At 66.6% G+C, this 23,822-nt stretch carries 21 protein-coding genes and 2 tRNA genes; 5 read left to right on the top strand and 18 right to left on the bottom strand.

What is annotated here, in order from left to right; all coding sequences use genetic code 11:
• Positions 1 to 8: 8 nt before the first annotated feature.
• Entirely contained in the window at positions 9 to 1,169 is a 1,161-nt protein-coding gene (locus tag MP11Mi_RS07710) for a L,D-transpeptidase (protein ID WP_420041699.1), read from the bottom strand.
• The gene (locus MP11Mi_RS07705) at positions 1,169 to 1,477 is read right to left on the bottom strand and encodes a hypothetical protein (RefSeq protein ID WP_420041698.1); all 309 of its coding nucleotides are present in this window, start codon (positions 1,475 to 1,477) and stop codon (positions 1,169 to 1,171) included. Before MP11Mi_RS07705 ends, MP11Mi_RS07710 begins: the two co-directional genes overlap by 1 nt.
• Positions 1,478 to 1,528: 51 nt before the next feature.
• Between MP11Mi_RS07705 and MP11Mi_RS07700 the strand changes: the two genes are divergently transcribed.
• On the top strand, positions 1,529 to 2,386 hold the full coding sequence (locus tag MP11Mi_RS07700; protein ID WP_420041697.1) for an alpha/beta fold hydrolase: 858 nt from the start codon (positions 1,529 to 1,531) through the stop codon (positions 2,384 to 2,386).
• Positions 2,387 to 2,388: 2 nt separating this feature from the next.
• Here MP11Mi_RS07700 and MP11Mi_RS07695 read toward each other — a convergent pair whose 3' ends face one another.
• Genes MP11Mi_RS07695 through MP11Mi_RS07675 form a run of 5 tightly spaced genes read right to left on the bottom strand, consistent with a single transcriptional unit; the run spans position 2,389 to position 5,785 of the window.
• Positions 2,389 to 3,015: a TetR/AcrR family transcriptional regulator gene (locus MP11Mi_RS07695; RefSeq protein WP_420041696.1), complete on the bottom strand. Its 627-nt coding sequence runs from the start codon at positions 3,013 to 3,015 to the stop codon at positions 2,389 to 2,391.
• Positions 3,012 to 4,175, bottom strand: coding sequence for an NAD(P)/FAD-dependent oxidoreductase (locus tag MP11Mi_RS07690; RefSeq protein ID WP_420041695.1), 1,164 nt, complete (start codon positions 4,173 to 4,175; stop codon positions 3,012 to 3,014). Before MP11Mi_RS07690 ends, MP11Mi_RS07695 begins: the two co-directional genes overlap by 4 nt.
• Entirely contained in the window at positions 4,172 to 4,351 is a 180-nt protein-coding gene (locus MP11Mi_RS07685; RefSeq protein ID WP_420041694.1) for a rubredoxin, read from the bottom strand. Before MP11Mi_RS07685 ends, MP11Mi_RS07690 begins: the two co-directional genes overlap by 4 nt.
• Position 4,352: 1 nt before the next feature.
• Entirely contained in the window at positions 4,353 to 4,520 is a 168-nt protein-coding gene (locus tag MP11Mi_RS07680) for a rubredoxin (protein WP_420041693.1), read from the bottom strand.
• 2 nt (positions 4,521 to 4,522) lie between these two features.
• Positions 4,523 to 5,785: an alkane 1-monooxygenase gene (locus tag MP11Mi_RS07675; protein WP_420041692.1), complete on the bottom strand. Its 1,263-nt coding sequence runs from the start codon at positions 5,783 to 5,785 to the stop codon at positions 4,523 to 4,525.
• A gap of 126 nt (positions 5,786 to 5,911) precedes the next feature.
• On the opposite strand from MP11Mi_RS07675, the gene MP11Mi_RS07670 reads away from it, so the two are divergent.
• Positions 5,912 to 6,697 (top strand): SGNH/GDSL hydrolase family protein, encoded by a 786-nt coding sequence (locus MP11Mi_RS07670; RefSeq protein ID WP_420041691.1) that lies wholly within the window; start codon positions 5,912 to 5,914, stop codon positions 6,695 to 6,697.
• Between the two features lie 189 nt (positions 6,698 to 6,886).
• Here MP11Mi_RS07670 and MP11Mi_RS07665 read toward each other — a convergent pair.
• Both MP11Mi_RS07665 and MP11Mi_RS07660 read right to left on the bottom strand, forming a co-directional pair.
• Positions 6,887 to 6,962 (bottom strand) — tRNA-Arg (locus MP11Mi_RS07665).
• Between the two features lie 63 nt (positions 6,963 to 7,025).
• A tRNA-Ser gene (locus tag MP11Mi_RS07660) sits at positions 7,026 to 7,115 on the bottom strand.
• 111 nt (positions 7,116 to 7,226) lie between these two features.
• On the opposite strand from MP11Mi_RS07660, the gene hisC reads away from it, so the two are divergent.
• Positions 7,227 to 8,303 carry a histidinol-phosphate transaminase gene (gene hisC, locus MP11Mi_RS07655; protein ID WP_420041690.1) on the top strand — a complete coding sequence of 359 codons (1,077 nt, stop codon included), beginning with the start codon at positions 7,227 to 7,229 and terminating at the stop codon, positions 8,301 to 8,303.
• A 27-nt stretch (positions 8,304 to 8,330) separates the two neighbouring features.
• Here hisC and MP11Mi_RS07650 read toward each other — a convergent pair whose 3' ends face one another.
• The gene (locus MP11Mi_RS07650) at positions 8,331 to 9,281 is read right to left on the bottom strand and encodes an alpha/beta hydrolase (protein ID WP_420712851.1); all 951 of its coding nucleotides are present in this window, start codon (positions 9,279 to 9,281) and stop codon (positions 8,331 to 8,333) included.
• A gap of 143 nt (positions 9,282 to 9,424) precedes the next feature.
• Between MP11Mi_RS07650 and MP11Mi_RS07645 the strand changes: the two genes are divergently transcribed.
• Positions 9,425 to 9,853: an acyl-CoA thioesterase gene (locus MP11Mi_RS07645; RefSeq protein ID WP_420041688.1), complete on the top strand. Its 429-nt coding sequence runs from the start codon at positions 9,425 to 9,427 to the stop codon at positions 9,851 to 9,853.
• Here the strand turns inward: MP11Mi_RS07645 and MP11Mi_RS07640 are convergent, their stop codons facing one another.
• The 6 genes from MP11Mi_RS07640 to MP11Mi_RS07615 all read right to left on the bottom strand — a co-directional run bounded on the left by MP11Mi_RS07640 (position 9,854) and on the right by MP11Mi_RS07615 (position 15,790).
• Complete coding sequence (locus MP11Mi_RS07640; protein WP_420041687.1) at positions 9,854 to 11,056, bottom strand: hypothetical protein; 1,203 nt, start codon at positions 11,054 to 11,056, stop codon at positions 9,854 to 9,856. It lies immediately after the preceding gene.
• Positions 11,057 to 11,127: 71 nt separating this feature from the next.
• Positions 11,128 to 12,222, bottom strand: a complete 1,095-nt coding sequence (locus tag MP11Mi_RS07635; protein WP_420041686.1) for an acyltransferase family protein — start codon at positions 12,220 to 12,222, stop codon at positions 11,128 to 11,130.
• 5 nt (positions 12,223 to 12,227) lie between these two features.
• A complete protein-coding gene (locus MP11Mi_RS07630; protein WP_420041685.1) occupies positions 12,228 to 12,842 on the bottom strand; it encodes a response regulator transcription factor in 615 nt (204 codons plus the stop codon).
• Positions 12,839 to 14,026 (bottom strand): sensor histidine kinase, encoded by a 1,188-nt coding sequence (locus MP11Mi_RS07625; protein WP_420041684.1) that lies wholly within the window; start codon positions 14,024 to 14,026, stop codon positions 12,839 to 12,841. The genes MP11Mi_RS07630 and MP11Mi_RS07625 overlap by 4 nt, the downstream gene beginning before the upstream one ends.
• 59 nt (positions 14,027 to 14,085) lie before the next feature.
• Complete coding sequence (locus tag MP11Mi_RS07620; RefSeq protein WP_420041683.1) at positions 14,086 to 14,853, bottom strand: ABC transporter permease; 768 nt, start codon at positions 14,851 to 14,853, stop codon at positions 14,086 to 14,088.
• 31 nt (positions 14,854 to 14,884) lie between these two features.
• Entirely contained in the window at positions 14,885 to 15,790 is a 906-nt protein-coding gene (locus tag MP11Mi_RS07615) for an ABC transporter ATP-binding protein (RefSeq protein ID WP_420041682.1), read from the bottom strand.
• A 148-nt stretch (positions 15,791 to 15,938) separates the two neighbouring features.
• Here MP11Mi_RS07615 and MP11Mi_RS07610 point away from each other — a divergent pair, with 148 nt between their 5' ends.
• Positions 15,939 to 17,192, top strand: coding sequence for a sigma-54-dependent transcriptional regulator family protein (locus MP11Mi_RS07610; RefSeq protein ID WP_420041681.1), 1,254 nt, complete (start codon positions 15,939 to 15,941; stop codon positions 17,190 to 17,192).
• 3 nt (positions 17,193 to 17,195) lie between these two features.
• On the opposite strand, the gene MP11Mi_RS07605 is transcribed toward MP11Mi_RS07610, so the two are convergent.
• Together MP11Mi_RS07605 and MP11Mi_RS07600 are read right to left on the bottom strand one after the other, a co-directional pair.
• Positions 17,196 to 20,564 (bottom strand): arabinosyltransferase domain-containing protein, encoded by a 3,369-nt coding sequence (locus tag MP11Mi_RS07605; RefSeq protein ID WP_420042040.1) that lies wholly within the window; start codon positions 20,562 to 20,564, stop codon positions 17,196 to 17,198.
• Positions 20,565 to 20,577: 13 nt separating this feature from the next.
• Entirely contained in the window at positions 20,578 to 23,814 is a 3,237-nt protein-coding gene (locus MP11Mi_RS07600) for an arabinosyltransferase domain-containing protein (RefSeq protein ID WP_420041680.1), read from the bottom strand.
• Positions 23,815 to 23,822: the final 8 nt, after the last annotated feature.

Genomic DNA, 23,822 nt, shown 5'->3' with positions numbered 1-23,822 from the left:
GGACACCGTCACTGGTCGGCGTTGCCAGCTTTCCACGTCTTCCACGGAACCGCCCAGTCGCCGTAGGTGTCCCACACCGGCAGTTCGGGTCCGCCCGAGTTGGTGATCTCGACGACGTCGCCGATGTTGAAGTGGTCGAACATCCACTGCGCGTTCTCGTCACTCAAATTGACACAGCCATGCGATACGTTCGACGACCCCTGCTGACCCGTCGACCACGGTGCCGCGTGCACGAACTCGCCGTCGTTGGAGATGCGGAGATTCTTGTGCACGGTCTCCTTGTAGTAGTCGGGGTCACCGGCACAGACGCCGAACGTGCACGAGTCCATCACGACACTGTCGAGGCGCTCGGACACGACGTGGGGGCCGACGTGAGACGGTGTGCTCGGTTCGCCGAGGCTCATCGGCATCTGCTTGACCTGCTCGCCGTTGTGGAAGACGGTGAGGAGTTCGGTCGAGCCGTCGGCCTTCGCGACCCACGAGTCGTGGACCGTGTAGTCGACCGCGGTGTCTTCGGCCCCATAGATTCCGTCGCCGAGGTCAACTCCGTAGATGTTCGCCTCGATGTGGATCTTGGTGCCGGGCTTCCAGTAGTCCTTGGCCCGGTAGTGGACATTCTGATTGTCTGTCCAGTACCACGCGCCGGGCTGGTTCGGAGTGGTCGTCACCTTGAGTCGCTTCTCGACCGCCGCCCTGTCCGTCACCGGCTTGGTGAACTGGAAGACCATCGGCTGACCGACGCCGATCCCCTGATCGGCGACCACTTCCGGCGCGGGCACCACGTTCGCGTATGCGGTGTCGACCGGATCGATGGTGGCGACGGTGAACGTCTTGCGCGTGTGTTTGCCGTCGTTGTTCACCGCATCTGCGGCCACTGTGTACTCGGCTCCGTATCCGAGGTCCTCGGTGGTGTGCCAGGCCGCGCCGCCCTCGGTCGAGACCCCGTCGACTTTCTCACCTTTACCGTTGCTGACGGTGACTGTCGCGAGGTCGCCGCCGGTGGCGCGCACCAGGATCTCGTCGGTCGGGTTGACCTTCTTCGCCGGACTGGCCAACGAGACCGTCGCGGGAGGTGCCGCGGGCGCCTCGTCAGTGCCACAGGCAGCCGCGAGGAGCGCGACCGCGAACAAGCACAGCGCGACGACGACGCGGAAGTACCGACGCGCCATCACTGTTCGCCGTCCACGGCCGCGAGAACGGCAGCGGTGCCTGCTGCGGCGGCCGCCGTGACGGCGAACACCGACGGCCACGCGCCGATCTTCTTGGCGAGCGGATGGGACGCCCCGAACGCACCGAGGTAGGCGGCGGCCAGACCGCCTGTCACCACAGGGCCGCGCGCGAGCCACGACCGACCTGCCGCACCACCTGCGGCCGCGAGCACGACGCCGCCGAGTGCACGTCGACCCGAGTAGCGAGCGACAGCGTAACCACCGACCAGACCTGCCGCGACGATGGGAACTGAAGAATCGATCTGCATGCCCGCCAGGTTACTCCGACAAAAAAGTAGAACAGGTTCTATTATATTGGGATGGACGTGACATATGAGGGAACCCGCCGCGAGCTCACCACCGACGAGGGTGTCATCGTGTACCACGAGGCAGGCGAGCACAACGACGACGTGCTGCTGCTGCTGCACGGCAGCGGACCGGGCGTCACCGGGTGGCGAAACTACCGAGGGAATCTGGAGTACTTCGCCCAGACGCACCACTGCTACATCGTCGAATTCCCAGGCTTCGGAGTGTCCGACGCCGTCGAAGGCCATCCTGTGCTGACTGCAGGCTCGTCGGTCATCCGATTCATGGATGCGCTCGGCATCGACTCGGCCGCCATGATCGGCAACTCGATGGGCGGTGTCGTCGGGGTCAACCTCGCGATCAAGCACCCCGACCGCGTGGCGAAACTCGTCACGATCGGCGGCGTCGGACCGAACATATTCAGCTCCAGCCCATCCGAAGGGCTGCGCCTACTCCAAGAGTTCGCCGACGGACCCGACCGCGACAAGCTGGTCCGCTGGTTGAACGCGATGGTCTACGACCGCGCGCTCATCACCGATGACCTGATCGAAGAACGTTGGGCGGCCGCGATCAATCCCGACGCGGCCAAGACCGCGAGCACAATGTACGGGTCGGCGGCGTTTCAGATGCAGCAAACCTTTCTCGCCGACGCCGACTTCCCGCCCTACTGGGCGATGATGCACAAGGTGAAGTGCCCGACCTTGTTGACGTGGGGCCGCGACGATCGGGTGAGCCCGCCAGACATGTCTCTCGTGCCGATGCGGTTGATCCCCGACGCTCAGCTGAACATTTTCCCGAAGTGCGGGCACTGGGTGATGATCGAAGCGAAAGCGGCTTTCGAGGCGTCCGTCGGAGCCTTTCTGGCCCGCTGACGCTATCTGCCCAGCGACACCTGGCTGCGCGCTGCGGCGATGGCGGGAGTCATCACCGCAGCGAGGTCTGCGGCGACGTCGAAGTCCGCTTCAGGCGGCATCGAGACGTAGCTGAGCGCCATCCGCGTGATCATGCGGGCAATCCGACCCGATGCATCAGCAGGCATCGCGATCCACGATCCCTGCAGAAGTGCGTCGAGATTGGCCGAAGCCGATTCGATGAGCGGGGCCGAATCCGTCGTGATGAGTTTGAGTAGGTCGGGTTTCGCGTCGCCGCTCAACAGCGAGGCGATCATCGGGTCCTGCCCGGCGCTGGCGAAGAATCCCGCGAACCCGACCGTGAAAGCGGTTTCGACGTCGTCGGGTATGGCTTTGACAGCGGCCGAGATCTCCGCGGTGAACTCGTCGACCAGGCGCAGCGCGTACGCCTGCGCCAAGCCGTTGCGGGACGAGAACTCGTTGTAGACGGTCTGCCTGCTGACGCCTGCGAACCGAGCGACGTCGTTCATGGTGACTTGCGCCCAGTCCTTCTCCATGAGGAGTTCCCGGAGACCGTCCAGCAGCGAGTTCCGGAGAAGCTGCTTACTCGCCGTAGCGTACGACGGTCGATCCCGCGTCGGAGTACTCACATCGACAAGCCTACGGCGATCTCGGAGCGATACTCCCGCGCGGCCGCCGCCCGCCCGACGGTCACCGCGCCGACGAGACGTCCGTCAACGCTCACGCGGACGCTAGCGTCGGCATCGTCGAGGGATCCGTCGACATCCACCGTCCCATCGATGGACGGCCACCCGACCATCTGCACGTTGATCCCGTACTGCACCGTCCACGCGCGCGGCACGTCGACGAAGGTGTCTGACCGACCGCCATCGAGACTTGCGAGCACTGAGGCCACTACGGCCTTGCCCTGATCGGTCGCCCCGAACCAGTGGCCGCCGAGCGACGGTCGGCCGGTCAACGCATCGGGTAGAGCTGCCGCATCGCCCGCGGCGAACACGTTCGGTACCGCTGTCGCGAACGACCGGTCGACGACGATCCCTTCACCGACTGTCTCGATGCCCGCGGCCTGCGCAAGCGCAACGTTCGGCACCATGCCGACCGCCGCGACGACGGGGCCGACGATCTCGGAACCGTCGTCGAGCGTGATCGTGCGGGCTGTCGCCTCGCGCACTCGAGCACCGAGCGTCACCGACACTCCGTGACTGCTGTGGAGCCGCGCGAACCAGTCCGACACGGTGGCAGGCACCACACGGCCGAGAAGCTTGTCGGCTGCTTCGACGACGTCGACGGACGCTCCGTGCGCGGCGGCCGATGCGGCCAGTTCGAGTCCGATGAGTCCGCCGCCGACCACCGCGAGTCGGCCGGACTCGTCGATCGCGCGCCGTACCGCGAGGGCATCGGACAGGGTCCGCACCGAATGCACGCCCCCACCGAGCCAATTCGGCCTCGCCGATTCCGCTCCGGTCGCCAGAACCAGTGCCCGGTAATTGATCTCACGGCCATCGTCGCAGACGACGACGGACCGCGCGGTGTCGACCGCCGTGACGGCGACACCACGGACGAGGTCGATGTCCCGCTCGGGCCAGACGGCCGGCTTCTGCAGAGTGATCCGCTCGAGTGCTAGGTCGGCCGCCAGCAGGTCCTTGGTGAGCGCGGTACGACGGTACGGGTGCTCGGCCTCCGCTCCGATCAGCGTGATCGGACCGTCGAATCCGCTGCCGCGCAAGGTCGTCGCCGCGGTGACACCAGCAGTTCCCGCACCGACGATCACAATGGGTTCGTCGTTCACGGCCGTGCGATCTCGACCATGTCGAAGTCGGCTTTCGCCGCACCACAGTCCGGACAGGTCCAGTCGTCGGGAATGTCGTCCCAGCGGGTGCCGGGTTCGATCCCGTCTTCGGGCCAGCCTTCCGCCTCGTCGTATTCGAATCCGCACTGAGCGCACTGATACAGCTTGTAGTTCATGTCATGCTCCGATCTCGATGAAGTCGGCCTTCTCGCGGACCCCGCAGTCGGGGCACGGCCAGTCGTCGGGGATGTCGGTCCACGCGGTGCCGGCGGGATAGCCTTCGCGCGGTTCACCTGCCGTCTCGTCGTAGGTGTAGTCGCAGACTTCGCAGCGGTAGACGGCCATGATCACGCCTGCCCGTACTTGGCGAGGAGACGAGTCTCCTTGCCCGGCTGCAGATTCGCGCGGGTGAGGTCACCGTCGTAGTGAGCGATGACCCGCTTGTCCATGATCTTCCGCCAGATCGGTGGGAAGTAGGCGACGGTGATCATGCTGGCGTAGCCGGACGGCAGGTTCGGCGCCTCGTCGAAGCTGCGGAGCGTCTGGTAGCGGCGGGTCGGGTTCGCGTGGTGATCACTGTGTCGCTGCAGGTGGTACAGGAAGATGTTGGTGCAAATGTGGTCGCTGTTCCAACTGTGCTGCGGTGAGCAGCGCTCGTAGCGGCCGCGTTCGTTCTGCTTGCGGCGCAGACCGTAGTGCTCGAGGTAGTTGACGGTCTCGAGTAGTGAGAAACCGTAGATCGCCTGGATCACCATGTACGGCAGGATCTGCCAGCCGAAGATCGCGGCGAGCGCACCCCACAGCACAACCGACATGGCCCACGCATTGAGGACGTCATTGGTCGGGTGGAAGACAGGCTTGCCGACCTTTCGCAGCCGGTTGGCTTCGAGGGTCCATGCCGACTTCAGGCTGCCGAACACGCTGCGCGGCAGGAAGGTCCAGAACGTCTCACCGAACCGCGAGCTCGCCGGATCCTCGGGAGTCGCGACGCGGACGTGGTGTCCGCGGTTGTGTTCGATGAAGAAGTGACCGTAGAAGGTCTGCGCGAGGGTGATCTTCGAGAGCCAGCGTTCCAGCGAGACCTTCTTGTGACCGAGCTCGTGCGCGGTGTTGATGCCGATGCCGCCCATCGCGCCAACCGAGATCGCGAGGCCGATCTTCGAGGCGATTCCCAGCGAACCGCCGTCGACCCCGAGCCAGCTCAGGTCGCCGAATCGTCCGCCGGGTCCGGCCGTCCACAGGTACGCGGCGAATACGAGGCTGGCGAACTGGAACGGGATGTAGGCGTACGTGCAGTAGCGGTAGTACTTGTCCGCTTCCAACTGCTCCATCAGTTCCTCGGGCGGATTCTGCCCGTCCGGCCCGAAGAAGATGTCGAGGATCGGCAGCAGCACGTAGATCAGGATCGGACCGATCCACCACCAAACCGGCGAGACGGTTCCGAGCCACCCCCAGTCGAGCGTGTCGCCGAGCCAGTTCATCAATGCGATGAATCCAGTCGCCAAGAAGACCGCGGTGGGCGGGATCAGTCCGAGCAACCAGAGGTGACGCTTCTTGTCGCGCCACGCGGTCGCGTCGACGGGGCTCTCATCGAGTGTCGGGTTCGCCATCATTCTCCTCCTGGGCTGACGATCTGGTGACGTTGACATTAACTATTGTTACGTCGGTTGTCTATACATTTCGATAAATTTGTAAACCTGACGTGTTTTCGATCGTCCGATCGCTAGGATCGGTGCATGGAGTTTTCGAGATTCGTCGCGATCGGCGACTCCCAGACCGAGGGCATGTGCGACGAGGTCGCCACTGACAGGTATCGGGGGTGGGCGGATCGACTCGCCGACCAGTTGGCCGTGCACAATCCGGGGTTGCGTTACGCAAACCTCGCGATCCGGGGCAAGAACACCCGGAACACGCTCAACGAACAGCTGGAGCCCGCGCTCGCACTGAAACCGGACCTGGTTGCCGCACCGCTGGGCATGAACGATGTGATCGGCCGCGCTGACCTCGACGTCGTACACACCGATCTCGAGCGAATCTACGATGCACTCGCCGAATCCGGTGCGACGGTGATTGTCTCGACGTTCCCCGACATCGCTCAGATCAATCCCTTAGGCCGCCTCTTCGAACCACGATTGTTCGAGATCAACGACATCATGCGCGGCTTCGCGCGTCGTCACGGATTCGTGCTCGTCGACCTCTTCGCCGCTCCGATCCTCCGCGACCGCCGTTCGTGGTCGACGGACCGACTGCACGCGTCGAGCCTCGGCCACGAGCGATTCGCAGCCGGCGCCGCACGAGCACTCGGCCTACCCGACTCCGACCCAGAGTGGGGACGTCCGCTCGACGTCGTCGGCGACCCCCACCCGATACGCCGGACCGCCGACGACGCCCGCTGGCTCGTCGAGTTCTTCAGCCCATGGATCGTCCGCAAACTGCGCGGTCGTTCACTGGGTGACGGCCGCACCCCGAAGCGACCCGAGTTGACCCCGGTCACAGCGCCCGGAAACGTGACGGCTGGCTAGAGCGGCGGAGGGTCGGGGAGTCGTGCCCGAGAGGACGCGCCGCAGACCGCGCATCCGCGGGTCTCATCGACATCCGCGGCATCTGTGAACGCCGCGGATGTCGATGAAGCCCGCGCCTAGCCGGAAACGCCAATGAGGACACCGCGACTGCGAATAGCTACAGTTGCGATGTCCTCATTAGGAATGACCTGGTGCGCCCGAAGGGATTCGAACCCCTAACCTTCTGATCCGTAGTCAGATGCTCTATCCGTTGAGCTACGGGCGCGTTGCCCGGATCGAGTGTACTCGATCCGATATTCAATTCTTCCGAGGGCGTGGCCTCGGTCGGCGGAGGCGAGAGGATTTGAACCTCCGGTCCCGTTTTAAGCGAGACAACTCATTAGCAGTGAGTCCCATTCGGCCGCTCTGGCACGCCTCCAGCGGAGTTCTTTCCGAACTGCCGAGGCAAAACATTACACAGACACCTTCCGCCGACGCAAATCGGCTGGCGGATGTGCATCGATGCCCTGGTCAGGCATACATTCAAAGGGTGACACCGCGCCTGAGACCAGACTTGGAATCCCTGCCCGTCTACGTTCCCGGCAAGACTTTCCCCGGAGCGATCAAGTTGGCGAGCAACGAGGTCATCCACCCCCCGCTGCCCAGCGCCCTGACCGCCATCACCGAGGCCGCGTCGAACGCCAACCGCTATCCAGACAACGGCATGGTGGAACTGACCGAGGAACTCGCCAAATCAGTGGGCGTCACCCCGGCCGAGATCCAGGTCGGCTGCGGATCGGTGATCCTGTGCCAGAACCTCATCACCGCGACGTCGGGCCCCGGCGACGAAGTCCTGTTCGCGTGGCGGTCGTTCGAGACCTACCCGCTGGCCACCAGGATCTCCGGCGCCACGCCTGTCCAGGTTCCGTTGACCGGCGACGGCGTCCACGACCTGGACGCGATGGCCGCGGCGATCACCGATTGCACACGTCTGATCTTCGTGTGCAATCCCAACAACCCGACCGGCACCGTCGTCGAAGCGCAGGCGCTCCGGCGCTTCCTCGAAACCGTGCCCACCGATGTGGTCGTCGCACTCGACGAGGCGTACTTCGAATACATGCGACTCGACGGCCCGTTCGCATACGACGCGCTCGAACTCCGCCGCGAGTTCTCGAACCTCGTCGTACTGCGGACCTTCTCGAAGGCGTACGGCCTCGCCGGGCTACGCATCGGCTACGCGGTCGGCGATCCGACGGTTATCACCGCCCTCGGCAAGATCCACGTGCCATTCAGCGTGGGCAGCGTCGCCCAGGCCGCCGCAGTGGCGTCCCTGCGCGCTCAAGACGAACTATTGGCCCGTACCGACGCCGTCGTCGCCGAACGGGCCCGAGTCACCGCCAGACTCCGCGCCCTCGGATACCCGGTGCCCGACTCGCAAGCCAACTTCGTCTGGCTCGCCCTCCGCGACGACGCGGCACCATTCGCAGCCGCAAGCAGCGAAGCCGGCGTGATCGTTCGCCCGTTCGCCGGCGACGGCGTGCGCGTGACCGTCACCGACACAGTCGAAGACGACGCGTTCCTGTCATTCGCGCAGGAGTGGGCCGCGCAGGAGTGGGCTCAGCGCTGACCGGTCTCGCCGGCTAGTCGCGCGGAATCAGAGAGCGGGAGCCAACGCCTGCCAGGCGAACGGAAGGTCCTGCTTCCAGTAGTCCCACCGGTGGGTGCCGATCAGACGGAAATTCGAATGGAACGGCACGTTCTCGACGCGGAGCTTGGCGGCGAACTCGAGCGAGCAGCGGTTCGCGCCCACTTCGAGGGCCGAGCCCGCGGCGATCTGAGCATCCACCGGTCCGTCCTTGGGGTCGATGTCCGCAGTCAAGTCGAGCGGGCCCACCGCGCCCGATCCCGACGAGAGGAAGATCGCTTTGCCGCGCAGAGCATTGATCCGGTACGCCGGGTCGTGCGCGCGCCACGTCGCACCGCCGGGAGTGCCCCACATCTTGGTGGCGTCCGCGCCGCTCTGCGCGAGCGTCGCACGGACGTAGGCCTCATTCGCCGGTCCCGTGATGGGCGGGCATCCGCTGAGTGAAGCCACCCCCTGATACAGGTCGGGATGGCGAGTGGCCAGGGCGAACGCCGCCTGACCGCCCATTGACAGACCGAGGACGCCGTTGCGGCCCGAGCCGGAAAACTTCGCGTCGATGAGTGGAGGCAGTTCCTTCGTCAGGAATGTCTCCCACTGCGGCTTGCCGACAGCTTTGTCCTTGTGCTCCCAGTTCGTGTAGAAGGATGCCTCGCCTCCCGCAGGGAGCACGACGTTCACGTTGCGGCCGGCGAAGAATTGACCCGCACCGCCCTTGGTGATCCAGTCGCTGACGTTCTCACCCGCGTCGGCGCCGTCGAGCATGTACAACGCGGGCCGGGGAGCGTCGCCGCCCGGCGTGAGGACGGTGAGCTTCACCTTGCCGCCCATGGATGGGGACTTCACCGTCAGATCGACGCGATGCGTCGTCACATTCTTCAGCGCCACGATCCGCGCGACGTCCTTCTTCGACGGAGCAGCGTCAGCGACCGCAGCCGGGACCAATGCTGCAACAGCAGCCACAGCAGCGACAACTGCAACACGTCGGGTAGATCGAATGGACCACATGGACGCTAAGAGTACCTAATCGAACCGGAAAACAGATGTCTGTACTTTAAAGACTTTTCGACGCGGTCGATTCGTCACACCGTGGCTAGACTGCGCGGATGGCCGATCCCGCGTTCGCGTTCGTCGCTCAGGTTCCCGTCCGGTGGTCCGACATGGACGCGTTCGGGCACATCAACCACGCACGCATCGTCACCCTGATGGAAGAAGCTCGGATCGCGTGGCTGCTCAGCGCCGGCGACGAGTACGCGCCGCTCATCAAGAGCGCGATGATCGTCCACGTCGACATCCGCTATCAGGGGCAGCTCCGCCACGACGACTCGCCGGTACGCATCGCCATGTGGATCAAAGGGCACCGCTCCGTCGACTTCACCATCGGATACGAGATTCGCGGCACACAGACCGGCGACGACGCGAGGCCCGAGTGCGTGGCGAGCACGCAAATGGCGGTCGTCGACATCGAGAACCACCGACTGCGTCGACTGACCGAAGTGGAGAAGGGATACCTGAAGGGCTGGGGCGCGCGCTAGCTACGGCTCGTACCGCTGCGGGAGCTCACGCTGCAGACCCGGCCCAAGCTGAGCGATATTGCCCTGCAACACATCCCGATAGACACGGAGTTGCTCTTCGCCGCTGCGCACCTGCTGGGACAGGCGACGGGTGTGGTCGGCGCCGAGCTCACGGTCACCGGACCGCGACAACAAGTGGTCGATGCGGGCGTCGATCGTCGACGCCTTGTCGAACTCGTCGAGCAGCCGGAGTTCGCTCGCCGCGGACTCGACGGTCGCCGCGATTTCACTGAACGCGTGGACTCGGTCGACCAGCTCCGACCACACCGGCCGGAGCGCGTTCTCGCGGGCCTCGATGTGCTCGATGAATCCGGCGTCGTACCCTCCGTTGTGCCTGGCCTGGTCGAGGTCGACGCGCAGCGCGCGCAGCGCGACGATGTCCGACGCGATCTCGGCGAGTTCCGCGTGCAAGTTCACCTGGACACGCTGCATCTCGAAGTGGTCCGACAGCCACGCTGGATTGGCACGGATCCGGTCGTAGTAGTGGCCCGCGACGAACAAGAGCGTCTCGTAGCCGTCGGCGAACGATGCGCCGCGCGAGGATGTTCCGGCGGCGACGGCGTCCGGGCCGAACACCTGCGCGGCCATCTCCTCTACCTGCCTGCGCGGGCCACGTCCGCCGACCTGCCCGACGACACCGACAAACTTGTCGAACACGTCTGTTCCGGCTTTGCGTGCTCCGGTCGGACGGTTCGGAACGGGGGTGCACAAGAGCCCGGAGAACAACTGTTCGCGCTCGTCGATCTCGAGGTAGACGTTCTCGCGGCGTTCGCGTCGCACCGCGCGGGTCCCGCTCGGCATGACGCCCTTGGCGACGACGACGGCACGGTGCGCGTCCTCGCGGCGACGGTTCAGCGTCGCCAGACGCGACCGGACGATCGGCACGACGAGGCCGGGCAGCACCGTGGTGTCGAGGTACTTCTCCGCGTGCAGGATGCTGCGCTGCACGCGCCGCAGTTCGCTGTAGCCGTTCGACGGCGACGGCAGCGGAAGATCCAACGACGCCCGCCGCACCAGCGTGCCTCGTGCGGTCGGCGTCAAGTAGCCGGACGCGATGAGCAGGCACCCGAGGTCGGAGAGTTCGGGCGGCTGCCCGGGCACCCGGGCCTCGTTGGTCCATTGCCGGAGATCGGCGGCGGTGACCGAACGGTTGGGTGCAGACATGACATCATGTTACCGGTGGTCTGCCGACGCTCCGGGAGGTCCGCGTCACTGGTGGCCGACACGTAATCGCATCACCTCCATAGCGGCGACGTCGCCCGATGCAGCACCCACGCGACCGGCACGCTGACCGCGCTGGTCACCACGAACGCGAAGAGTACCGAACCGGTGAACACCCGATAGCCGAGAAGGTCCATCACGAACTCCAGCACCATGACGTGGACCAGAAAGAACTCGTACGAGATCTCGCCGAGCCAGACCATCGGTCGAGATCGGCACAACCTGGACCACCAGTCGGGCGAGCCGACGATGAGCGGACCGATCAGGCCGACGGCGACCACCGCGTACAACGTGTGCTTGGCGACCGCTGCGTCCGCATCGTTCGGGACGATCGTCGCCTCGCCCGCGAACGCCCCGGCCGACAGCACGAACGCGCCGACGGCGACCGCCACACTCAGCGTGGCGGGCCACGAGCGGATCAACTGGGCGACCACGGCGAGCAGCATGCCTGCGATGAACCAGCTCGCGAAGGCGGGTGCCCACAGTCGGGCGGTCGGATCAACCCCGTCGCCGTGCGTCGCGAACGTCCAGACCGGCGAGACGAGCAGCAGCCCGCCAAGGACTGCGATCAACAGGTCCGGCCGCCACCGGTCACGGCACACGTAGCGCGCCAACGGCCACGCGATCACCGGCAGCGCGATGTAGTAGACGACCTCCGCTGCCAAGCTCCACATCTGGGTGAGCCCCGTGTGCAAGTGACCGAACCCGTACACCTGCGTCAAGGTGAGGTTGCGGATCAACCCCGACACCCCGTGGCCGAGGTCCGAGGAGTCCGTGCGGAACGCGAAGATGACGTAGACCGCGCCGACGGTGATCGCGTACGCGGGCACGATCCGTCGGATCCGATGCCACGCATACCGGCGAAGTGGCGGGTGGACGCCGGTCTCGGCTCGCAGCGACCGCACCCACGGCAGGAACAGCAGATAGCCGGACAACACGAAGAACAGCGTCACCCCGACTTCGAACCGCGCGAAGAGCCTACCCGCGTAGTCGTCGGTGTAGTGCCCGGTCCAGAACGCCGCGTGGGTGAGGCACACGGTCGCCGCGGCGACCGTGCGGATACCGGTGAGCGCAGGCTCGCGTCCCGAAACCGGCACCCCACCGGTCAACGCGGTCAGATCCAGCCTCGTTCGTGGGCCACCCGGGCGGCCTCGGCGCGCGTCGACGTGCCCGTCTTCCCGATCGCCGACGACAGGTGGTTGCGGACGGTGCCTTGCGACAGATGAACCTGGGCGGCGATCGCTGCGACCGTGCCGCCGGACCGGGCTTCGGTCAGCACATCCGACTCCCTGCGCGTCAACGGATTCTCCCCGCTCGTCAGGCTCTCCGTTGCGAGGGTTGGATCGATGACGCGCAGTCCGGCGTGGACGCGGCGGACAGCGTCGGCGAGTTCGGCGGCAGGCGTGTCCTTCACGACGAACCCAGACGCGCCCGCGTCGATGGCGCGCCGCAGATAACCGGGCCTACCGAAGGTGGTCACGATCAACGACCGCACGCCGGGCAACGACGCGGACACCTGTGCGGCCGCATCGATGCCGTCGATGCCCGGCATCTCGATGTCGAGGAGACAGACGTCTGCGCCGCAGTCCCGCGCCGCGCCGACGACCTCGTCGCCGCGGCCGACCTGTGCGACCACCTGTAGATCCGATTCGAGATCGAGGAGTGCGGCGAGAGCACCGCGGACCAATGCTTGGTCGTCGGCCAGCAGCAGCCGGATCGTCTCGCTCATCGGTTCATCCCATCATGGGCGGCAGCGGCGGGCTCACGTCCGACTCGATCGCGGACGGTCGCGGTGACGACGGTCCCGCGGTCGTCGGACTGAACCCGCAGCGCCCCGCCGGCGTCGACGACCCGTTCGGACAGTCCGCGCAGACCGTTACCGTAGGTGAGCAGAGCCGAGCCCGCCCCGTCGTCGGCCACGGTGATCTCGTCGCGGCCGACCCGTACTCGGCACGATGTCGCCCCGCTGTGTCGGACGACGTTGGTGATCGACTCGCGCAGCACCCACGCGAACAGCGTCGCGTGCGGTGTCCCGACCGCTGCCGGACCGGGGAGGTCGGCGGCGATCCCGGCCGCCGAGAGCGCACTGGCCGCCGATGCGAGAACGCTCGGCAGGTCCGGTGTTCTCAGCCGCCCGACCGTCGCCCGCACTTCGGCGAGCGCTTCCCGCGACAGTGCGTTGACCTCTATGATCTCGGCTTTCGCGCGCTCCGGGTCGAGGTCGATGAGACGGCAAGCGAGTTCACTCTTCACTGAGATGACGGTCAACGAATGTCCGAGGATGTCGTGAACGTCGCGCGCCACGCTCTCCCGTTCGGCGACCACCGCAAGTTCCGCGTTGAGTTCACGTTGGCGTTCCACGCTCTGCTCACGGTCGCGTTCGCGTTCGCTGACCGCGCGGATCGCGATCATCGTCATGCCGATCGCCACCATGATCGCGATCACCCCGAAGTCGACGTCCCACCCGAGTAGTCGCGGCACGACGTACGACGACGCGATCAGCGCGACGATGGCTACGACATGTACCCGCCGGGGTGCGATGAACGACACGACCGCCATGAGGAAACCCGCCAACGCGAACGTCTGCTCGTGAATGATCGGGAACATCAGGCACGCGAGGACGACTTGGACACCGGAGACGAGCCACCGGGTCCGGTCGTGGTCGGCGTCGTCGCTCGGCACCGCGTTCATCAACAGCATGCACGCCACGAGATAGACGGTCGCGAACACTCCGAGATCGACGAAGCCGAGCACCTTCACGAACGGTGTGTTGTCCGACTGCGCCACGGAGATCACCGGATACACCAGGAAGATCATCCAGACAGCGCCGAACACCCACCGCCACTGACGCCACGGCATCCGGTCGTCGTCGACGAACGCCACGATCCGATCGCGGGACAGGACTGGGCTCATCGGCAATCCTTCAACTCGCAGGTCCTTCAACTCGCAGGTCCTTCGACTGGCGGGTCCTACTACTGGCGGGCGCTACTGCGAGAGTAGAAGAACGCTGCTGCGACGGCGAACGCCCCGGCCCAGAAGACGACGTTCGCGATCATCACCCACACCGAGATTTGCGTCCCGTACACGGTCATGCCGTCGTCGAGCGGGTATCGCGCCAGCGAGACGACGCCGAACATCGGCGTGAACTCGGCGATCCGCAGCATCGCACCGCTGAGGGGGACGAAGACATTACCCGCGAACGCGAGCAGCGCGAGGATGCCGCCGAGCGCCTGCATTGCGCCGTCGGACTTGAGGACGCTGCCGAGCGCGAGACCGAGCGCCGCGAACGACGCCGACCCGAGCCAACCGATGCCGAGGCAGGCCACCCACACCCAGATCGGGGCGCTCGCCCCGCTGATCGCGCCGACGATCGTGAGTACCAGAACGGGCAACGCGCTCATCACGAGCGCGAGCGCGATCTTCGTCGACACGTACCCGGATGGTTTGAGGGGCGTCATCATCAGGGTGCGCGTCCAGCCCGCCTGCTGTTCGATCGCGACCGCTGCAGCGTTGGACGCCGCCGCCAGGATCGCACCGTAGACGGCCATACCGACGAGGACGTAGAACGCGACGTTGCCGTCGCCGACACTGTCCTCGTTCGATTGGGTTGCGCCGAAGACCAGGTAGAGCAGCGCGGGCATCGCGATCGTGAAGATCATCGCGCGGCGGTTCCGCAGCACACGGCGGACGTCGAACTTCAGGTAGGTCGGCGCGATCGCTGCGCCGGTGAGAACAGACATGTCAGGTCCCTTCGGTTGGGTGGGGTGGGTGTCAGGCGGGGGCGGTCAGGGTGACGAACGCGTCTTCGAGGTTGTGTGCCGCGATCTCGACGTCGCGCGCGCCCGTACTGGTCAGCAGATACCTGGCGAGGCGGTCAGAGTCGGGCGACGACAGGTAGAGGCGGCCGCCGCGTCGTTCACGCACTTCCAGGTCGGCGAATTCGCGACGCAGCGCGGGGACCGCGGCGTCGTCGAGCACCGCGGACACGACCCGACGGCTCGCGCGCGTGCGGATCTCCGCGGTCGACCCGTCGGCGACTATCCGGCCGCCCGCGATCATCACGATCCGGTCGGCGAACGCGTCGGCCTCCTCCAGATAGTGCGTGGCGAACAGGACTGTCCGACCATGCCGCGCATCGGCGCGCATCGCCGCCCAGAACGTACGCCGCGACTCGACGTCCATGCCTGCTGTCGGCTCGTCGAGAACGATCAGAGCCGGATCCGAGAGCAGGGCCAGCGCGAACTTGAGGCGCTGCTGTTCGCCACCGGAGCACCGCGACACCTTGCGGTCGGCGATGGCGGCGATGTCCGCGCGCACCATCACGGGGTCGACGTCGGCGAGACGATCGTGCAGCGATGCGACGACGCCGACGGTCTCCGCGACCGTGAAGTCATCCATCAGTCCGCCCGTCTGCATGACAGCGGCGACCTGTCCGGCACGCGCCGCTTCGCGGGGAGATCGACCGAACACGCGGACATCACCGGCGTCGGGCGACGTGAGGCCCAGGACCATATCGATCGTCGTCGTCTTCCCGGCACCGTTCGGGCCGAGAAACGCGACGACTTCGCCGGGGCGAACCGTGAGGTCGATCCCTTTCACCGCGTCGACCACGGAACCTTTCGGCCCGCGGAAACGCTTGGTCAGTTGTGCGACTTCGATGGCTGGTACGTGGTTCATGACATCTACGATTCCGTTCCGACGACCGTGACACCTCGCGCAGATGTCACGTCTTGGCCGTGACGTCTGTCAGGGGTAGCGGATGCTTCGTGACGCCGATCACTGATCATTTGGCACAATCAAGGGCAGAGTGCGACCGGAGGATGCGATGTCGGATGGCAAGGCGACCGTCACCCGGGTGAGGCATGCCTACGAACAGTTCCTGTCGGGCGTGACTCCACCCGAGGGCACAGTGCGTTCCATGGTCCAGGAGTCGTGGGTGCGATCGCGCAGTCGCGGCGTCGGCGAAGACCCCGAAGTGACACCGGATGACATGTCCGACAACGACTTCTCCGAGTATCGTGCCGCGCACCGTCTCGCACAGGTGCGGCCCCTGATCACCTCACTCATGCTCGACGACGTCGCCGACGCGGGCGTCGTCGTCGCGCTCACCGATCGCCGTGGCCGCCTCCTCTGGGTAGACGGCGACCGGTCGACGCGCGGTAAGGCCGCCAAGATCAACTTTGTCGAAGGGACGGTGTGGAGCGAGGACCAGGTCGGGACGAACGCGCCAGGGCTCGCCCTCAGCTTGGACCGCGGCGTACAGATCATCGGCCCCGAGCACTACGCGAGTCCCGTCCAGAAGTGGAATTGTGCGGCGGCCCCCGTCCATGACCCGTTGACCGGGGAGGTGATCGGCGCGATCGACGTGACCGGCGGCGCTGCGGCCGCAGCGCCCTTCGCGCTCGCCGCCGTCCGCTCCGTGGTGGCTGCGGTGGAACGTGAGCTCCAGTCGACCGCCGTCGACCTCTCCCCCGACACGGTGCGCTCGAGTTCGCTCGACTCCCGGTTGACGGTGCTTGCCGGTGAACCGACGTGGTTCGCGCCAGGCGGTCGGCGGCACGTCCTGTCGCCGCGGCACGCCGAGATCCTGCTGCTGCTCCATCTGAACCCCGAAGGGCTGTCAACAGATCGGCTCGCCGATCTACTCTCGGACGACGATCTCGGCTCGGTGACCGTCCGCGCCGAGATCTCCCGACTGCGTCGCGAGGTCGGCGACGTCGTCGCGTCCCGGCCCTACCGGCTCACCGGCGACGTCTCCTCCGACGTCACGGATGTGCGCCAGAACATCATGACAGGCGCCCTGCGGGCCGCTGTCTCGACGCTGGGCAGAGGAGGACTGCTCGCGGACTCGCTCGCCCCCGGCATCACCGACGCGTTCGACGAGATCCGGGAAGACCTCCGGTCGGCTGTCTTCGCCAGCCGCGATGTGGCGACGCTGCAGGCGTGGGCCTCGTCGCCCCACGGTCACGACGACTTCCAGGCCTGGACGACGCTGCACCGCGCGCTGCCGTCCGGACACCCGGACGCCGCGATAGCCGCGGGCCGGGTCCGGCTACTCAACCGCCGATTCGGCGTCTGACCGTCAGTTCGAGTTCTTGTACGGGCGCATCGGACCGGGCGTCCACAGTCCGTTGTGTTTGGCTTCGCTGACGTCTAGCTGGGCGGTGACCTGCGGGACGAGCGGGACCAGACGGCGCAGGGAGCCCCAGTCCTCGGCCCACGCGTTACGCAGATAGCCGGGATTGGTGATCGACCGCAGCGAGTTCTGCGTGATACCGAGCGGGCCACCGTAGTCGCCTGCCATCCATCTCTGCGAGTTGACGCGTTCCCCCTCAGCGTCCGGCGTGATCCGCCACTCGGGGACTTCGAGGACGCCGTTGACGGCGGCGGCGGGACGCTGGCATGGGAACGCCAACGCAACTTCCCAGTCGAGGAGGACGGGAGCTTCGCTGCCGACCAGTTCGTTCAACGTCGTCAACTTCGTGACCCGCGGCGGGGTGACGGCCACCCATTGGTTCGGGGCGGGCGAGACGTCGTCGGCGACGATCCGCACCACGGTGGCGCGCGGCGGCGCGTCCTTCAACGGGAAACGCAGGTTGCGCCATTCGGGCGCTCCGCCCGCATCCAACGGCGTCATCGACGCGACCGTCGTGACTGCCCCGTCCGGGCCGACACGACCGAACTCGAGGCGAACCTTCTGGCCGCTGTTGAGCACGTTCAAGTCGTCGATGTACTCGATCTGTCCGGCCACCGACATGGTGACCAGCGGCGCGTCGTCGCTGCGCTTGGGCAGCCCATACCAGTCGGACGTCAAGTGTCCACGACTGTCCGGGACGCCGTAGGTGCCGAGCACGGGCACCCGCTTCTGATCGAGTCCGAACGGCAGCTTCACCGACGAACCGTTGATGCCGCGCGTGCCGACCGTACCGCCGCCGGTGTCGCCCGATCCGGCGTTCGTCGACGAATCGTCGGCATCCTCGTCACTCGACTGCTGGATCGCTCCACTCGAGTCGTCGTCGGAGCCGGAGCCGGAATCGGAATCGGAGTTCTCGGCGTCAGCGTCCAAGTGGGCCGACACACCGTCCGGGGTGAAGCCCGTGGACTTTCCGGCCAGTGCCGCTCCGGCGCTGACATGACGTTGCCCCTCGACGTCGGCAGGTGCCAGCAGTCCTTCGTTCGGGTCGGCTTCGACGAGCACGTCTTCGGCGAGCGCACACGGCTTACCGCGGAACGAGTCGATGTTCGAACTGGTCCACGTCCACGAGTCGCTTCTCGCGGCCTTCGCGAACGAGGCGAACGTGAAGAGTAGGACGATGGCGCACACGATCGACAGCGAATACGTCGGCATCCGACCGATGAGACCGGTGTTCGCCGGGACCGGGTCCTTCCCGATCTGGTCGAGCTGGTCGTCGCGGTAGTACTGCCATACGCCGAGCAGAGTGATCGCGACTGCGACCGCCAGGATCGGCCAGAAGAGGCCGACGCCGCCGATGTGCGGGGTGTCGTCGGCCCACGGGATCCCGTAGCTGCCGACGTACCACCACTGGTTGCGTCCAGCGAAGGCGATGGCGAGCGCGTACGCTGCCGCGGCGGCGAAAAACGTCCGATTGCAGCGACGGGTCAGAACGGCGGGCCGCACCATCGCGGTCGCGGCAGCGGCCAGGACCCCGGTCAGACACGCGATGGCGCCCAACTGGTGGGTGGCCTTCGTCGGAACGAACGCCAGGACGGCGACGGCGCCTGCGGTGACGGCGACAAGCCGCCACAGTGGCGAACTGGGGACGCCGGGCACCCGGCGGCGGCTCAGCAGGACAAGGACGATGAGCAAGACCGCGAGGATCGTCACGAAGATGCCGATACGACGCGCGATGGAACCATCCGGGGTCGGATTGAGCAGCACGTAATAGCGCATGCCTTCGTTCCACCATTTGTTGGTGGGGCCGACGATGCCCTGGACTCGGACGCCCTCCATGATCGACGCGATCGTCTGGTCGGCGAAAACCTCGTAGAGGACTGCCAGGCCGGACGCGAGGAGCGGCATGAGCATTGGCAGCCACCCGTCACGGCCGCTGCGGGTCCGCAGGCGCGCGATGAGTGGGCGCAGCCCGGCGAGCAACGCGACGGCGGCGATCGCCCCGACCGGGTGGATGGTCAATGTCAACGCCGCGGCGATGATCGCGAGCGCCCACGGCACGAGACGGCCCGTCGCGATACCGCGTTCGACGAGGATCCAGGTGGCGAGAACACCGACCGTGATGGCCGGCTCCACGCGCAGACCGTTGTTGAACGGCAGCCAGACGGCGAGGAATGCGAGCGCGGCAGCCCAGTAGGCGGCGTGCGATGTGCGGACTGCGCGACCCAGGCGAGGCAGAGCGAACCGGCTGATCAGGAACCATCCGGCGAGACCGAACAACAGCGGCAGAAGTCGCAGCCACGGCACCGATGTGCTGACCTGCATCCACAGCGAGAGATATTGATAGTGCCAGCCGAACGGGTCCTGAGGCACACCGAAGTACCGATAATAATTGTCGAGATATCCCGCACCGGGAGCGATCCGTCCCACCGTCACCTGATACCCGTCGTCGGCGGTGTTGCCGCCGATGAACAGCCAGACGATGAGCACGGCGGTCACCAGGACGTCGGGGACGCGGGGACGCCACCAGCCGCGCGCCAGCATGCGGCGCAGCTTTTTGCCGTCGCGGGCGTCGAGGACGGCGAGCGCCACGATCGACGCGATCGTCAGCAGGACGCCGAGGATCAGCAGCCCGCCCTTGAGCGTCGTCGGGCTCGAGATGAATCGAGTGTCGACGGTCGAATGGAAGCTCAAACCGTCGGTCGCCGCCGTCTTCGGCAGGTCGGTGTAGACGCCGATAATCTGCGGACGCGAGTTCGGGTCGGGCACATCGAACGTCGTCTGTGCGTTCGGATCGGTGAGACCTTCCACGGCTCCTCGGGTGCCGTCGGTGTCGGCGTGCACGACGATCCGGCAGTCGGCGGACCGCTGTGCGTCGGCGCGCGGCACGTTCAGTACCACCGAGTTGCGCTGGGTTACCAGGATCCGGTCGCCGGTCGCGCGGACGAACAGGCCGACGGTCCCCGCGTCCTCACCCGGCGCGGGCACGGTCGACAGAAGGACACCGCCGGGCTTCGGGAGATCGGCGGCGAGACGACACGGCACGGCGAGATCCATGTCGACCGGCACGTACGACACGTTGGGGGCGGCGACGCTCTGTACGACCGGCGACGCACCCTGTTCGGTGGCCTGCGGCCAGTTGAGTTCGGTCTGGGTGTAGGAGGCCGGCAGGATTGGGGCGATCACGGCGAGAAGCGCGCCGAGCGCACCCGCCACGACGGCGACGATCTTCGCGATCTTCACTGTGCGCGCGCCCGGCCCGGTCGGCCCAGCGGCAACGTCTTCGTGCGGCGTGTCCACGTTCTCCACTTCGCTCATATGTTCAGACCGCTCACTCACTCGGCGCCACCGCCCTGATCGGTCCGGTCCGGTGCCAACCCCAACCGGTGCTCGTCTCGGTGTCCACGCGCGCTTGCGGTGCGTCCGGCATCAACGGGGTTAGCTTGATCAACGCGCCCCAGTCCTGATGCCAGTCGTTCTCCAGATAGGTGGAGGCGGTGGACGGCTCGGTGACCGCGTCGACGACCCCTTCGATGCCGCCGCCCGAGATGTGCTGCCACGACTTCGACTTCGACCCGGCGGTGACCTGGTCGGGCGAGATCTGCCAGGCCGGGACGTCGAACACGCCACGGTGGGCGGTCATCGGTTGCTGGCACGGGAACTGTGCGCCGACCGACAGGTCCAGAAGCACCGGCTGCTCACGTCCGACGACCTTGTCGAGCGTCTTCAAGTGCGGTGCGCGGGGCGGTGTGAACGCCAACCACTCGTCGGGATTGACGTTCGAGTCGTCCGCGACGATCCGCATCGCGGTCGCGTCCCTCGGCACGTCGGCCATCGGGATCCGCAGGTTGCGCCACGGACGGTTCGCCCCCCAGTCGGGGTCGATCGGGGTCACCTGGGAGATCTTCTGGAACTGTCCGTCGGCACCTGCCTGACCGAACTCGACGATCAGCGATCGGCCGGGACGATCCGCGTCGTCCTCGTCGATCGAGTGGATCGATCCGGCGGCCGAGATCACCAGTAGCGGCGAGACATCGCGGGCCGGCAGTCGGTACCACGACGACGTCAACGTCGCGGTGCCGTCGTCATAGCCGTAACTGCCGAGGACCGGGGTGTTCGCCGGGTTCAGGCCGAACGGGAGAGCTGCGGTCGACCCGTTGACGGTCGTCGGGCCGCGCCCTCCGGTGGTGCCGGGGGTTCCGAGGGTCACCGAGAACGACTGCGAGACCTTCCGGCCGGTGTGGATGGTGCCGGCGCCGATGCCGATGTTCTCCGGGACCAGGTCGTCGGCGACGCCGTCTGGAGTGAACCCCCGCGACGTCCCGGCGAGCGCCTTCGACGCGTTGTCTGTGCCGATGGGCGTGAGCATGCCTGCGTTCGAATCGGGCTCGACGAGGACCTCGTCGGCCATGCCGCAGGTGTCGCCGGTGAGCGAACGCAAGTCGGCGGACAGGTGGGTGTACGTGTCCGAGCGGGCGAGCGCGGCCCGCCCGAACAGCGCGAATTCGGCCAACAGCAACGCGACGACGATGATCAGCATGGGCGCCGACCGCATCACGGCACGCCAACCCGACCGCTCCGGCACGGGTCGGGGCGGACGTACATGGCACCAGATCGCGGCGACGAAGCAGATTCCAGTGAGGACCAGAATGATTGTCGGGAGCGGCTGCCCGGCCAGACCGGGAATCTTGTCCGACCACGAGATGCCGAGGTCGAAACTCCAACCCCAAGCGTTGGCTCCGGCCGTCGCTCCAGCGCACGCGAGCATCAAAGCGGCGAGGTAAATCCAGAAGTCGCGGGCGCTGCGCCGCGCCTGCTGTGCCATCACGACGACCACGACGGCGGCGAGCGCGGAACCGAGGCCGGCGAAGACGCCGAACTGGACGGTCCATTTGGTCGGCGTGAACGACAGGAGCAGGACGGTCAGCAGGGTCGCACCGACCAGTCGCCACACGGGGCCGCGCGCGATGCCCGGAATATGTTTGCGCCGCAACAGCACTGCGAGCGTCGCGAGCAGCGCGAGCACCAGGATCAGGACGGGGAGGCGGCGGGCGAGGGCTCCGTCGTCGTGCGAGAGCGTCAGGAAGTAGTAGCGCAGCAGTTCCTGGTACCACGCCGCGGTCGGTCCGACCGTGTACCGGACGCGGATAGCTTCGGCGACGGTCGCGATGGTCTGCTGGCGGAAGACGATCATCACGACGATCGCGAACGCGGCGCCGACTGGCGCGGCGAGCGCCAACAGTCCGACGTCGCGACGGCGGGCGCGGACGGCCCGCAGCATGGGACGGCTGCCCGCGATGAGGACGGCGAGGGCGATGATGCCGTGCGGTGCGACCGCCATCGTCAGGCCGGCGAACAGTGCGGCGAGCGCCGCGGGCAGGAGTTGGCGCGTCGCGACCGTGCGCTCGACCATCCACCAGGTGAGAAGCGAACCGAGGATGATGACGGTCTCGCTGCGCAGTCCGCTGGCGAACGGCATCCAGAACGCCACAAACACTGCGGCCGCGGTGAGGACGGCGAGGTGGGAGCGGCGCAACGCCACGCCGAGACGCGGCAGGAGGACGCGGGACAGGATGAACCACGACACGAGGCCCGCGACGAGTGCGGGCAGCCGCATCCACACGGTCGCGGTCGAGATCTCGGCCCAGTGGCCGAGGAACGAGTAATACCAGTCGAACGGCGCTTCGGGCACGTTGAACCAGCGGTAGTAGTCGCCGAGGAATCCGGCGTCGTCGGCGTTGCGGCCCATCGTCAAGATGTAGCCGTCGTCGGACGATCCGGCTCCGAGGAAGTGCCAGACGACGAGCGCCGCCGTCACCAGGACGTCCGCGGTGCGCGGGATCAGCAGTCGCCAGCGACCTTTGGAAGCGAACCGGTGACGGTAGCCGCCGAGAACATCGAGACGGTAGGCCGCGATCAACGCGATCACGGCGGCGATCACGCCGACGATCAGGGCGAGCCATTTGAGAACCGTGGGCGTCAGGTCGAAACGGTTGTCGACGTCGACGTGCACGGCAAGACCCGACTGCTGCGCGGCGTCGACCTGCGCAGCGTCGAGACCGGTGAACACGCCTGCGAGGAGCGGCTTCTGCGCATCGTCATCGGTGACGGCCGGTCCGAGACCGACGAACTGAGCGAAGACCGTCGGACCGTCGGTCCACACGTGCAGGCGTTCGACGCCTGCGAGCTGATCGCGAGTGGCCGACGCGACCTCGGCGCCGCGGACTACGACCGACGCGCCGCTTGGCGACGCGGTGATCGCGAGCGCGTTGTCGCGGAACCCTTCGGCGGACGACGGCATGGTCGAGACGATCGTCGTCGACTCGTCCTGCCGGAGCGTGTCGCGTCCGATCGTCACGTCGAGACCAGCGGGCGTCTGCGTGGCCAACGGTGCGACGATCGACCCGTTCGCAGGGTCGAGTTGTTGCCCGGTGGGCCAGTCGATTGTCGCATCGTGCTGGGTGACCGGCAGGAACGGCGTAGCTACCGCTGCTGCGATCGCGATCGTCCCGGCCACAGCCGCGATGATCGCGTACGTCCGAGCGCGCGCTGTAGTCGGAGTAGGCATCGCGTCGA

This window comes from Gordonia abscondita, from assembly GCF_032711245.1.
In the GTDB taxonomy this organism is placed as follows: Bacteria; Actinomycetota; Actinomycetes; order Mycobacteriales; family Mycobacteriaceae; genus Gordonia.
The sequence above is the reverse complement of the archived record's forward strand: the minus strand, read 5'-3'. Positions and strand labels throughout refer to the sequence as shown.

Coding starts and splice junctions, on each gene's coding strand:
- MP11Mi_RS07710 (WP_420041699.1), bottom strand. CDS start 1,169: ATGGCGCGTCGGTACTTCCGCGTCGTCGTCGCGCTGTGCTTGTTCGCG.
- MP11Mi_RS07705 (WP_420041698.1), bottom strand. CDS start 1,477: ATGCAGATCGATTCTTCAGTTCCCATCGTCGCGGCAGGTCTGGTCGGT.
- MP11Mi_RS07700 (WP_420041697.1), top strand. CDS start 1,529: ATGGACGTGACATATGAGGGAACCCGCCGCGAGCTCACCACCGACGAG.
- MP11Mi_RS07685 (WP_420041694.1), bottom strand. CDS start 4,351: ATGAACTACAAGCTGTATCAGTGCGCTCAGTGCGGATTCGAATACGAC.
- MP11Mi_RS07680 (WP_420041693.1), bottom strand. CDS start 4,520: ATGGCCGTCTACCGCTGCGAAGTCTGCGACTACACCTACGACGAGACG.
- MP11Mi_RS07675 (WP_420041692.1), bottom strand. CDS start 5,785: ATGGCGAACCCGACACTCGATGAGAGCCCCGTCGACGCGACCGCGTGG.
- MP11Mi_RS07670 (WP_420041691.1), top strand. CDS start 5,912: ATGGAGTTTTCGAGATTCGTCGCGATCGGCGACTCCCAGACCGAGGGC.
- MP11Mi_RS07645 (WP_420041688.1), top strand. CDS start 9,425: ATGGCCGATCCCGCGTTCGCGTTCGTCGCTCAGGTTCCCGTCCGGTGG.
- MP11Mi_RS07640 (WP_420041687.1), bottom strand. CDS start 11,056: ATGTCTGCACCCAACCGTTCGGTCACCGCCGCCGATCTCCGGCAATGG.
- MP11Mi_RS07630 (WP_420041685.1), bottom strand. CDS start 12,842: ATGAGCGAGACGATCCGGCTGCTGCTGGCCGACGACCAAGCATTGGTC.
- MP11Mi_RS07625 (WP_420041684.1), bottom strand. CDS start 14,026: ATGAGCCCAGTCCTGTCCCGCGATCGGATCGTGGCGTTCGTCGACGAC.
- MP11Mi_RS07620 (WP_420041683.1), bottom strand. CDS start 14,853: ATGTCTGTTCTCACCGGCGCAGCGATCGCGCCGACCTACCTGAAGTTC.
- MP11Mi_RS07615 (WP_420041682.1), bottom strand. CDS start 15,790: ATGAACCACGTACCAGCCATCGAAGTCGCACAACTGACCAAGCGTTTC.
- MP11Mi_RS07610 (WP_420041681.1), top strand. CDS start 15,939: ATGTCGGATGGCAAGGCGACCGTCACCCGGGTGAGGCATGCCTACGAA.
- MP11Mi_RS07605 (WP_420042040.1), bottom strand. CDS start 20,564: ATGAGCGAAGTGGAGAACGTGGACACGCCGCACGAAGACGTTGCCGCT.
- MP11Mi_RS07600 (WP_420041680.1), bottom strand. CDS start 23,814: ATGCCTACTCCGACTACAGCGCGCGCTCGGACGTACGCGATCATCGCG.